This is a genomic window from Phyllobacterium sp. TAF24 (assembly GCF_052113785.1).
Lineage (GTDB): Bacteria > Pseudomonadota > Alphaproteobacteria > Rhizobiales > Rhizobiaceae > Phyllobacterium.
On the sequence record NZ_JBFRDN010000060.1, the window covers coordinates 1 to 10595 of the forward strand.

The following is a 10595-nucleotide window of genomic DNA, read 5'->3' on the forward strand; positions in this document are numbered from 1 at the left end:
GGATGACGGAGAGGTGGGTGGGTTGTCGACAGTCAAGTTCTGCAACCCTGGCAATTAGCGTTGCATCCACCCAAGCCCCTCATGGTGAGCTTGTCGAACCACGAACCACGAACCACGCACTACTACTGACTACTGACTACTCACCACTTAAAACCTCAGTGCTGCCGTCAGCAGCAACACACCGACCAGTACGATAAACAGTGCACCACCAACTTCGATCGTGTTCTGCACCCGGCTCGAAAGCGCTCCACCGCCGGAAATCTTCAACGCAACATTCTTCGCCATAACTGCCAGTGTTGCCAGCGTGGCAACTGTAATGAATGTGCCAAGTGCCATGGCGAAGACAGAAAGCACGCCGCCGAGCATCAGCCCGTTCAGCAATGAGAATGTCAGAACGATCAGTGCGCCGGAGCAGGGGCGCAGGCCGACGGCGACAATGGCGGCCCATGCGGTTTTCCAGTTGAACTCACCCGCCAGCATTGCCGGATCAGGCGCATGGGAATGGCCGCAGGTGGCGCAGACTTCGCCGGCTGCATGATTGTGAGCGTGATCATGTTTATGATCGTGATGATCATGTGCGTGATTGGCGTGGCTGTGGACATGGGCAACCGGTGCATGCGCTGCATGGCTATGCCCATGATCGTGATCGTGGTGATCATGCCCGCAACCGCAATCATCGTCATGGCTGTGATGATGGTCATGATGGTGATCGGTCAGGACAGAGCCATGATCGTGTTTCTCAGGCATCAGATGGGCGACGCGCGGGCCAAACATCAGCGGCAGCTTGCGCCACAGCAGGGACAGGCCGAAGGCGATAATCAGCACAAAGCTGGCAATTTCCATATAACGGGCCGCATCGTTCATCGATACGGTGGTGCCGCGCAGAACGAGCCAAGCCAGACCCACGATGAACAGTGCGGTAAGTGCCTGAAGCATGGACGAGGCAAAGGACAGGAGAATGCCGCGCTTCAGTGTGGTTTCATTGGCCAGCATATAGGACGAAATGACCGCCTTGCCGTGGCCGGGGCCAACCGCATGCAGGATACCATAAAGGAAAGAGAGGCCGACGAGAACGGAAGCCTGCCACGGATCTTCGCGCATGGCTTTCAGCGCATGGGTCATGGCCAGATAGAAATTGCGCTGCTGCAGGTTGATCCAGAGGATGATTTCAGCGAAAGGCCCGGTGGGCTGCATGGCCACTTCGTTCGAGCCGATACCCAGCGACGAGGTCTGCGCCAGTGCGTGACCGCCAAACAGAGCTGCAAGAACCAGCGCACAAACAAGGGTTGTTTTCCGCATCATCTTATCCTTTTGCCGGGCAGTCTATTTCCAGCCGGGTGGCGAAGATTTTCGACATATTAGTCCCAGTCGGGTCATTAAAGAAGGAGTCCGTCAATGTTGACTGATTGGCGGCAATTGCTTCATCCGGATTGGGCCGCACGACCTTTGACTTGCAGTTTGCAGGCATGCCGGTGACGTGGATATCCGTATCGTTAACGTAGTCGATGGCTGTGTAGAATGTCGGATCATAGACGCCGAAACTGGTTACCTTGCCAAGTTTCAACGGCTGTTTCGGTTTGCTCTCGAAGATGATCAGCAGCTGGTTGTTCTGGAAATCCGCAATCAGATGCTCCGGCGCGGCCATCACCACCTTCTTGTTATCAAGCATCACCGACTGGAAATAGTCGAATTCTGAAATCGATGAATTGATGGTATTTGCCAGTTCAGCGAGTTCTTTCTGGTCCAGTTGCAGATCGCCATTCTTGTCAAATTCGACAAGGACCGTGCTGGAAAAGAGATCGTCAAAACGCCAGACATGGCCGAGTTTCTGCACGGTCCCATCGGGGTTGATCGTCACGTCGAGGCGCGCTTCGGCAAAGACGTGCGGATGTACATACGCCGGTGTGGCGACCATCATTCCGAAGCTGAGTGTTGCGACGAAAATCGCGAATCTTTGGTGCATTATTCCGCCCGTATCATGTGCGCAAAGGACATTCCGAACGTGTCGAAATTGGGACGATATAACATATTCATACCCTACGATTGTCCTTGAACCATTTTGCAAGATAGTCAACCAGCACGCGTACTTTTGCCGGAAGATAGCGGCGGTGCGGGTAAACCGCGTAGATGCCGCCATCGCGCAGCGAGAATTCATCGAGGACGCTGATCAGCCTGCCGCTTTCAATATCCGGTTTGGCAATGAAATCCGGCATGGAGGCAAAGCCAAGACCGGCAAGCACAGCGCGGCGGGTGGAAAGCGGGCTATTGATTTCCATGCGTCCGGAAACCTGCACCGAGATCGTCGGGCCGTGCTCATTGTAAAACTGCCAGCTGTTGCGCGAGCGGTTGTTGGTGTCGATGATGCAGGGCAGGGATGCCAACTGCTCGGGACGCGTTGGCCGCCCGACCCGCTCGATCAGATCGGGCGAGGCGCAGAGCACGGTGCCGAAAGGGGCAATGCGTTTGGCGATCAGCGATGAATCCTGCAAACGCGTAATGCGGATGGCAAGGTCAAAGCCTTCTTCCACCAGATCGACAAAGCGGTCATCAAGGCGCACGTCAAGCACGATATCCGGCTGCTCGATGCAGAAATCGATCAGGCACTGGCCGATATCCGCATCCGCAAAGGTGCGGGGTGCAGAAACCTTGATCCGGCCTTTGACGTCGCTGCTCGATTCGCGCACCGTTTCCTGCAGGTTTTCCACTTCGCGCAGGATTTCGCTGGCGCGTTGGTAATAGGTGTGCCCTGCCTCGGTCAGTGAAAACTGTCGCGTGGTGCGGTTAAGCAACAGCGCGCCAAGCTCATCTTCCAGTTCACGGACATATTTGGAGAGCAGCGCCTTTGACCGGCCGATCTTGCGCGCAGCGGCGGAAAACCCTTCCGCTTCCACCACATCGATATAGGCGCGCATGCGGGTGAGTGTGTCCATGTCAGTTCCTTGTTTCTGCTGATGACAGAATGGCGCTGCCAAGGCGGATCAGGGTGCTGTCGCTGCCCTTGGGTCCAATGAGGGAAATGCCGAAGGGCGCGCCGTGCACTTCGCCGAGCGGCAAGGTGATTTGCGGAAAACCGGAAAGGCCGGAGAGGCAAAGCAATCGCAGCGCGCGTTCGCGGTAAGCCTGCAACTCGTCAAATGTCGAGTTGACCATGGGACCGGCACCGGGAACCGTTGGCAGAACCATCACGCCATCCCCTTTGAGCACATCGGCAAGCTCGCTGCGGAAAAGATCGCGGCGTTTGGTCTGCGCTTCATAGGTTTGCGCATCGATGGTCGAGCCATATTCGAACCGCTCTTTGACGCCGGGGCCAAGATGGCGATCTGCTGCCGATATCCATGCGCCATGGGCGCGCCATGCCTCGAACCCCTGTATCTGCCGGAAGCAGAGATAAAGATCATCCATGGAGGCTGTCGACTGGCGGGCGGACTTGGCATGGCCGAGATGCGCGGCGACATGCCCGTACATGGCGCGGAACGCCGCATCCTCAGCCTCGCCAAGCAGGTAGTGCTCCAAAAGCGGGATGAACAATGGGCGGTTGAGCTTGAAGTCGGTTTCATCTGGCCCGAGCAGGACTGCGCCCACTTTTTCATAGAGCGCCATATCGCGAGCGAACCAGCCGAAAGTGTCGAGAGACGGCGCGAGCGGCATGGCACCGCCAAGCGACAGGCGGCCATGGGTGGTGCGCAGGCCAATCAGCCCGCAGAAGCTTGCCGGTGCGCGGATGGAGCCGCCAGTGTCCGATCCGATGGCGATGTCGGCTAGGCCGCCCGCCACGGCAGAAGCTGATCCCGAGGACGATCCGCCGGTCACCCGGCCGGGTGCCTTTGGATTGATAGGGAAGGGATAGTGACTGTTCTGCCCCATCAGCGAAAAAGCCAGCTCATCCGTCTGTGTCTTGCCGATGAATTTGGCACCGGAATCCAGCAATTTCTGCACGGAAGGCGCGGTAATACTTGCGGCTGATTCGTGATTTTTCCCAGGATTGCCACATTGCGTCGGCAGGCCCGCAATATCGAAGATATCCTTGACGGCGAGCGTGTATCCGCTCAGCGGGCCTTCCACGGCGGGAAAGGCCTGAAAAGGCAGGTCCAGCAGGGCATTCAGAGGTGAAATCGTCTTCATCGTTCAATAATTCTATGTGATTTGAGTCCGTTTGTTCAATGAATAAAAAAAATTCGCAAATGCGAGATTTGTCATTGATTGGACACAAGTTTGGACTTATATCGCCCTTGCCCAAAGTCGCACGTGCCCCATGGGTGTCCGCCGATCCTCATTATGGTGAGGAAACGGTATGGTACCTGGAACTAACCCCTCCAGTCAGTTTGACGGCCTACTGCCAGACTGAGGACATCTTGAAGCAACGACGGTGCGGGCCTTTCTGGTGTCTTTCGGCTGTCCATAAGCCGGAATTACTGAAGAGGCACACCTTCATTGCCGGTAGTGCGGATGGGATCATCCAAACCAAGGCAGACAAAGCGGATCAACGCTGGCTTAGCGTAGATCCATCGCCGCATGAACTCGTCCGTGTTTCCAGCATCTCCAAAGGCTGGCTTCGCGTGAGATGGATTCATGCACTTTGTCCTGGCGATCATACGGGGGAGAAACCCCTGCGATCGCAACTTGTTAAGACGGCCGGAAGTGCCGTCACGATTGGAGACTCAAGATGGCTACACAGCGCATTCTCGATTTTATCAATACCCGACGCCCGAACGGCCCTTGCATGGTGCTCGACCTTGAAGTCGTGCGCGAAAATTTCCACAATTTCGAGATGGCCCTGCCGGACTCGAAGATTTTCTATGCGGTGAAAGCCAATCCTGCGCCGGAGATTTTGCGCCTTCTGGCTTCGCTCGGTTCAAACTTCGACACAGCTTCAGTTGCGGAAGTCGAGATGGCGCTTGATGCCGGTGCATCGGCTGACCGTATTTCCTTCGGCAACACGATCAAGAAGGAACGCGATATCGCGCGCGCTTTCGAACTCGGCATTCGCCTGTTCGCTGTCGATTGCGTTGAGGAAGTCGAAAAGGTTGCCCGTGCAGCCCCCGGCGCCCGCGTATTCTGCCGCGTCCTGACCGACGGTGCCGGCGCCGAATGGCCGCTGTCGCGCAAGTTCGGCTGCGTGCCTGCCATGGCTGTCGATGTTCTGCGCGTTGCCCAGAAGCTCGGCCTCGATTCCTACGGCGTTTCGTTCCATGTGGGTTCGCAGCAGACAGATCTGGCTGCATGGGACCGCGCATTGGGCGATGCCAAGCAGGTTTTCGATGCGCTTTCCAAGGAAGGCATCACACTGAAGATGGTCAATATGGGCGGTGGTTTCCCGACCCGTTACCTCAAGGATGTGCCAACCGCACAGGCCTATGGACAGGCTATTTTTCAGGCGCTGAGCAAGCATTTCGGCAACCGTCTGCCAGAGACCATCATTGAACCCGGCCGCGGTATGGTCGGCAATGCCGGTGTCATCAAGGCTGAGGTTGTGCTGGTTTCGAAGAAGGCCGCCAACGACAATGTTCGCTGGGTCTATCTCGACATTGGCAAGTTCGGTGGCCTCGCCGAAACCATGGACGAAGCCATTCGCTACCAGATCACCACCCCTCGGGATGGCGATCGCAGCGAACCTTGCGTTCTGGCTGGCCCGACCTGCGACTCCGCTGACGTGATGTACGAAAAGAACCCCTATCCGCTCCCCGTTTCGCTGACCATCGGCGACGAGGTTCTGATCGAGGGAACAGGCGCCTACACCACGACCTATTCCGCAGTTGCCTTCAACGGCTTCGAACCACTCCGATCATACGTCATCTAAACCGGTTTTGAACCCGGTTGAGAAGGTCTGCCCGGGATCACTCCGGGCAGCGATGACCCACGACATGACCAGATTGGTTTAAGACAATGAGTGCAGCAGAAAATATCGAACAGAACCTGGTTCCCGACGGACTCTATTTCGCCGGTGCCGGAGCCTATGCCATCGTCAACGAAGTGCCGCAGGACGAAAAAGCCCGCGAAGACCTGCTTGATCGCGCCATGGGCGAGGGCCGTCGCCGCAAGTCGTCGGAAAAGCTGCGTCGCGGCCGTCTGCCGTCGGAAGGCCTTGCCTTTTCCGCACGCGGCGCGGGTGGCGCGTTGCTTGGAACCGTACGGCTCTGGGACATTCAGGCCGGCCATGATGCCTCGGGCAAGGGCGTGCGCGCGCTGCTGCTCGGACCGCTCGCCGTTGATCCGGCTTCAAAGGATCTCGGCATCGGCTCCGAGCTGATGCGCCATGCGATCAAGGAAGCCGCGCGTCTTGGCCACGGTGCCATCATTCTGGTTGGCGATCCTGAATATTACGAGCGCTTTGGCTTTACCGGCGCAAAGACCGCAGGTCTTGCCATGCCCGGCCCTGTCGAGCGTCGCCGTTTTCTGGCGCTTGAGCTGAAGCCGGGATATCTCGACGGTGCAAAGGGCCTTTTGACATCCAAGGGCCGCCGCTCATCGCGCGCCATGCGGATCATTCCGGTCTCGCTGCGGTTCTCCGCCTGAACGGAATTGAGGCTTTGTGAAACTGATCGGGTCCCCGTTGAAAAACGCGGACCCGTTTTCATTCAAACTTACACCATTCAGGAGGCTGAGAGGGCATTCTCCAGCCTCGGTGTTTTCAACCGCCGCGAAGGCTCGGTTTGGTGCAGATGCACGGCAAGAGTATCCCATGGCGGACTGATGGAAATTTGAGAGAGAAGGCGTCCTGCTTCACCACGATGATAGCCGCCATGGGTCACGACGTGCGCGAGCATTTCTTCACGCGACATGCAGCCGCGATCTCCATCGGTAAACGTAAAGGGCACAGATTCACTCAGTTGTTCCGGCGTCACGGTCTCCAGATATTGGAGATACCAGCGATCCGATGCCGCTACAGCCGCACGCAAGTCCGGTAACAGGGGCGTATCAGCCGTGTTGTCTGAAGTGTAGTTATGCCTGGTGCCGATGAGATGCGCTGCAAATATCCGGTTCACCACATGGCAGTGATTGATCAGCCGTATAACCGTATGCAACTCTTCCTGATGCAATAAAGGGTCGATGCTCTCGATTTTATCCAGCAGATCGTTATTGGCCCAAGCCTGATAGCGGAAAAGAGTGTGGAGCAATGTTGAAGCGCTCATGGTGATATCCTTCCGTTCCCATGAAAAATGTGAGTAATATACTCGTATCTTCATAGAACGAGGTGCGCATGTCTACTCGCATTCCCCCTTCGCCGCGTCAGGCGGAAAAAGAGCCTCCGGCGATGCGAAAAGAGCCACGACAGGCGCGTTCGCGTGCGACCGTCGAGGTTATCATACGGGCAGGCGCTCGCGTTCTGGGCGATCGGGGCTTTGATGGGTTTACGACCAATGAGGTAGCAGAGATCGCAGGCGTCAGCATCGGTTCGCTGTATCAGTATTTTCCGGATAAGCTTTCGCTGATTGATGCCATCCGTCGTCGCCACCTTGATGATGTCCTGACTGTGCTGCGCGGAACGGGGCAAGGCAACCGATCCCTCAAAGAACTTGCTGGAGACCTCGTTGACGGCATGATCGCAGTACACAGCATCCAGCCCGCGCTTCATCGGGTGCTGCTTGATGAGGCGCCGCGATATGAGGGCGCAAGATCGATACATGGCCTCTTTGAGGCTGAGTATATGGATCGCTACAAGGCGATTATCACGGCCTTCGGCACGCGCCAGAGCGGCGCAACCATTGATGTCGCGGCACAGGTGTTATCCTCGGCAGTGGAAGGAGTGATTCACAATGCCGTGCGAAGGGGAATGCTGAAATCACAGCAATTGAGACAGGAACTTGTTCACCTGATCTGTTCCTATCTGCGCTGATCCGTGACGTGAGACAGAGGCTCCATCTTCCGATGGAGCCCCGCAAAAGTCGGTTCTTGTTAGCGCGCCAGAAACGCCTGTATCGCGCCGATCTCGCTTTGCTGGATTTCATGACCGCCCGGATGCCAGGCAATATGGACATCGGTTCCCTGTGCGGTGAGATAATCCGATAGAGCCTGTGTCTGGGCTGGCGGGCAGATCGGGTCGCGTTGTCCCGCTGTGATGAGCACGCGCTTTCCGGCAAGTTTTGGCTGCGGCGCTGGCGTCCACGGAATCAGCGGATGCATCAGGATGGCTGAATCGAACAGTTCAGGTTCTTCCAGCATCACCGAAGCCAGAATATTGGCACCATTGGAATAGCCAAGGCCGATTGTGTTTGATGGAGTGGCTGTATCCTTATGCAACTTGACGAAATCCGCCATTGCGCGGGTGCGGGTGGCAAGATCAGCCATGTCATAAACGCCCTCTGCCGTGCGCCGGAAGAAGCGCGAAGCGCCGTGTTCTGAAACATCGCCGCGCGGTGAAACAATCCCGGCTGACGGGATCAACCGCTGAGCGAAATCAAAGAACTGGTTTTCATCGCCGCCGGTGCCGTGAAAGACGAAGAAGAGCGGGCTGTTCGGCTCTGCGGCTGAATGGATACGATGCTGATAGGAATTGGCAGACATGTCGTGCCTTTCCGGCCATGTTTTAGGGCCATGCTTCATGGGTGTGTTTGTTGATTGAGATATGGAGCGGGAAAGGGTTCGAGGGAAGTTGTCTGCTGTTTGATGGATTGTCTATGTGGTGAAGACAGTGATGAGGCTCCTGTGCTGATTTGTTGACGTGTTGATGATGTCTTGTTGCAAAACCGTTGCTGCGTGGTTCGACAAGCTCACCATGAGGGAGAGAGGCGGGTTGCAGGGAGTCAAGTTCTGTAACACTGGTGAATAGCTCTGCAGAACTTGACTCCCTTGCATCATCCCTCTCCCTCATGGTGAGCTTGTCGAACCACGCAGCAACGGTTTTGCCATGCGAAAATATAAATGTCCTTTTTTGTCCGCATCTCGTCCTGTTCATGCGTATCATCCGCTTGAATCGAGCGTTATTGTCAGTGTATCAACACACAGGAGATGACAAAAATGTCCGCAGATACTGCTCTTATCGTTATCGACGTGCAGGAATCCTTTCGCCAGCGCGGTTACTGGAACGAAGTTGAGGCACAGCCTTTCATTGCCAATATCCAGCGGTTGATTGATGGTGCCAAGGCGAGGGGCCTGCCTGTTATCCAGATTTTTCACGTCGACGGCGATGGTCCATTTGCGCTTGATTCAGGTTTTATCAAGCCGTTGGCACCGGTTTCTCTGGACGCGGATGTCGTGTTCAACAAGGCCCGGCACAGCGCACTTGTTGGCAGCGGGCTTGACGTCTGGTTGACGGAAAATCGTATCCGTAAGCTGCTGGTATCAGGTATCCGCACGGAACAGTGTTGTGAGACGACGACGCGTCATGCATCTGACAGTGGCTACGAGGTTGATTTCGTCTCCGAGGCAACGCTGACCTTTGCGATGACCAGTGCGGCGGGGCGCACTTTTAGTGCCGATGAAATCCGGGCGCGCACGGAACTGGTATTGGCCGGGCGCTTTGCACGCATCGTGACGGTTGATGAAGCCCTTGATGGAGTGGAGCGCGCGATAGCCGCATGAGTGCTGACGAGCCGAAGCATATCGAGGTTCTGGTGGTGGTGCCCGCAAGGGCGCTGCTGCTGGATATTGCCGGGCCGATTGAAGTTCTGCGCAAAGCCAATCTTGAGCAGAGTAATGTGCATTTCGATGTGCGCTATGTCGGCCCGCTGGCAAACGTGACCTCATCCATCGGATTGACGATGAGCGGCATAGCACCCCTACCGGACAAGGTGTCCGATGATGCCATGATTATTCTGGCAGGTGATGCGACTATATTGCTCGATACTCCGGCCAGTCTGGAAGCTGAGGCGCAGGGGCAGGGCGATACGGAAATTATCGATTGGCTGAAGGCGCATGTGGGTGAAAGCGAGAAGCTGGTATCGATCTGTTCAGGCGCACTCTTGGCGGGACGCGCAGGTCTGTTTGATGGTCGGGCCTGCACCAGCCATTTTGGCTCCGTCGATGAATTGCGCGAACTGGTGCCAACGGCCCGGGTGTTGGACAATCGGCTCTATGTGGAGGATGGCAATCGCTATTCAAGCGCCGGTATCACCGCGGGAATCGACCTGATGCTGCACCTTGTCAGCCAGATTGCCGGGCCTGCCTGCGCGGTGGCCGTTGCGCGCTTTCTGGTGGTTTATCTGAGGCGCAGCGGCAGCGATCCGCAATGGTCGCCGTGGCTCGATGGGCGTAATCATATTCATCCGGCCATCCACCGGGTGCAGGACAGGCTGGCCGCTGACCCCGCGCAGCGCTGGTCGCTGGAGAGTTTGGCTGATATCGCCGCAACCAGCCCGAGGCATCTGTCGCGATTGTTTAATGAACATGCGGGGATGAGCATCCCTGATTATCTCAATGGTCTGCGCATAGCGCTGGCACGGGAAATTCTCGGTCATTCCAGACTTGATATGGAGAGTGTGGCTGAGCGCACCGGCTTTGCCTCGGCACGGCAATTGCGCCGCGCCTGGGGCCGCGTTCATGCCATGCCACCAAGTTCAGTGCGTGGTTAGCCCTTCGACAAACTCAGGAAGCTCACCATGAGGAACATACCACTTCCGTCATCCTCGGGCTTGACCCGAGGACCCACGGCTAAGAGG

Annotated in this window: 12 protein-coding genes; 5 read left to right on the plus strand and 7 right to left on the minus strand. The window is 56.6% G+C overall.

Features of this window, described 5'->3' with window-relative positions; translation table 11 throughout:
- Positions 1-147: 147 nt before the first annotated feature.
- The 5 genes from AB4Y96_RS25990 to AB4Y96_RS26010 all read right to left on the minus strand — a co-directional run bounded on the left by AB4Y96_RS25990 (position 148) and on the right by AB4Y96_RS26010 (position 4571).
- On the minus strand, positions 148-1299 hold the full coding sequence (locus AB4Y96_RS25990; RefSeq protein ID WP_441920879.1) for a nickel/cobalt transporter: 1152 nt from the start codon (positions 1297-1299) through the stop codon (positions 148-150).
- A gap of 4 nt (positions 1300-1303) precedes the next feature.
- Complete coding sequence (locus AB4Y96_RS25995) at positions 1304-1963, minus strand: DUF1007 family protein (RefSeq protein WP_441920881.1); 660 nt, start codon at positions 1961-1963, stop codon at positions 1304-1306.
- A 67-nt stretch (positions 1964-2030) separates the two neighbouring features.
- On the minus strand, positions 2031-2930 hold the full coding sequence (locus AB4Y96_RS26000) for a LysR family transcriptional regulator (protein ID WP_441920883.1): 900 nt from the start codon (positions 2928-2930) through the stop codon (positions 2031-2033).
- 1 nt (position 2931) lies between these two features.
- Positions 2932-4122 (minus strand): amidase, encoded by a 1191-nt coding sequence (locus AB4Y96_RS26005; protein WP_441920885.1) that lies wholly within the window; start codon positions 4120-4122, stop codon positions 2932-2934.
- A gap of 287 nt (positions 4123-4409) precedes the next feature.
- Positions 4410-4571 (minus strand): hypothetical protein, encoded by a 162-nt coding sequence (locus AB4Y96_RS26010; RefSeq protein WP_175540519.1) that lies wholly within the window; start codon positions 4569-4571, stop codon positions 4410-4412.
- A gap of 92 nt (positions 4572-4663) precedes the next feature.
- Between AB4Y96_RS26010 and odc2 the strand changes: the two genes are divergently transcribed.
- A complete protein-coding gene (odc2, locus tag AB4Y96_RS26015) occupies positions 4664-5797 on the plus strand; it encodes an ornithine/lysine decarboxylase (protein WP_091878211.1) in 1134 nt (377 codons plus the stop codon).
- Between the two features lie 86 nt (positions 5798-5883).
- Entirely contained in the window at positions 5884-6513 is a 630-nt protein-coding gene (locus AB4Y96_RS26020; RefSeq protein WP_441920888.1) for a GNAT family N-acetyltransferase, read from the plus strand.
- A 77-nt stretch (positions 6514-6590) separates the two neighbouring features.
- Here the strand turns inward: AB4Y96_RS26020 and AB4Y96_RS26025 are convergent, their stop codons facing one another.
- Positions 6591-7130, minus strand: coding sequence for a DinB family protein (locus tag AB4Y96_RS26025; protein WP_441920889.1), 540 nt, complete (start codon positions 7128-7130; stop codon positions 6591-6593).
- Positions 7131-7198: 68 nt separating this feature from the next.
- On the opposite strand from AB4Y96_RS26025, the gene AB4Y96_RS26030 reads away from it, so the two are divergent.
- On the plus strand, positions 7199-7834 hold the full coding sequence (locus AB4Y96_RS26030; protein ID WP_441920891.1) for a TetR/AcrR family transcriptional regulator: 636 nt from the start codon (positions 7199-7201) through the stop codon (positions 7832-7834).
- Positions 7835-7893: 59 nt separating this feature from the next.
- Here the strand turns inward: AB4Y96_RS26030 and AB4Y96_RS26035 are convergent, their stop codons facing one another.
- Positions 7894-8502: an alpha/beta hydrolase gene (locus AB4Y96_RS26035; protein WP_441920893.1), complete on the minus strand. Its 609-nt coding sequence runs from the start codon at positions 8500-8502 to the stop codon at positions 7894-7896.
- Between the two features lie 453 nt (positions 8503-8955).
- Here AB4Y96_RS26035 and AB4Y96_RS26040 point away from each other — a divergent pair, with 453 nt between their 5' ends.
- Both AB4Y96_RS26040 and AB4Y96_RS26045 read left to right on the plus strand, forming a co-directional pair.
- Positions 8956-9519: an isochorismatase family protein gene (locus AB4Y96_RS26040; protein WP_441920895.1), complete on the plus strand. Its 564-nt coding sequence runs from the start codon at positions 8956-8958 to the stop codon at positions 9517-9519.
- Positions 9516-10508, plus strand: a complete 993-nt coding sequence (locus AB4Y96_RS26045) for a GlxA family transcriptional regulator (RefSeq protein WP_441920897.1) — start codon at positions 9516-9518, stop codon at positions 10506-10508. Before AB4Y96_RS26040 ends, AB4Y96_RS26045 begins: the two co-directional genes overlap by 4 nt.
- Positions 10509-10595 lie beyond the last annotated feature (87 nt).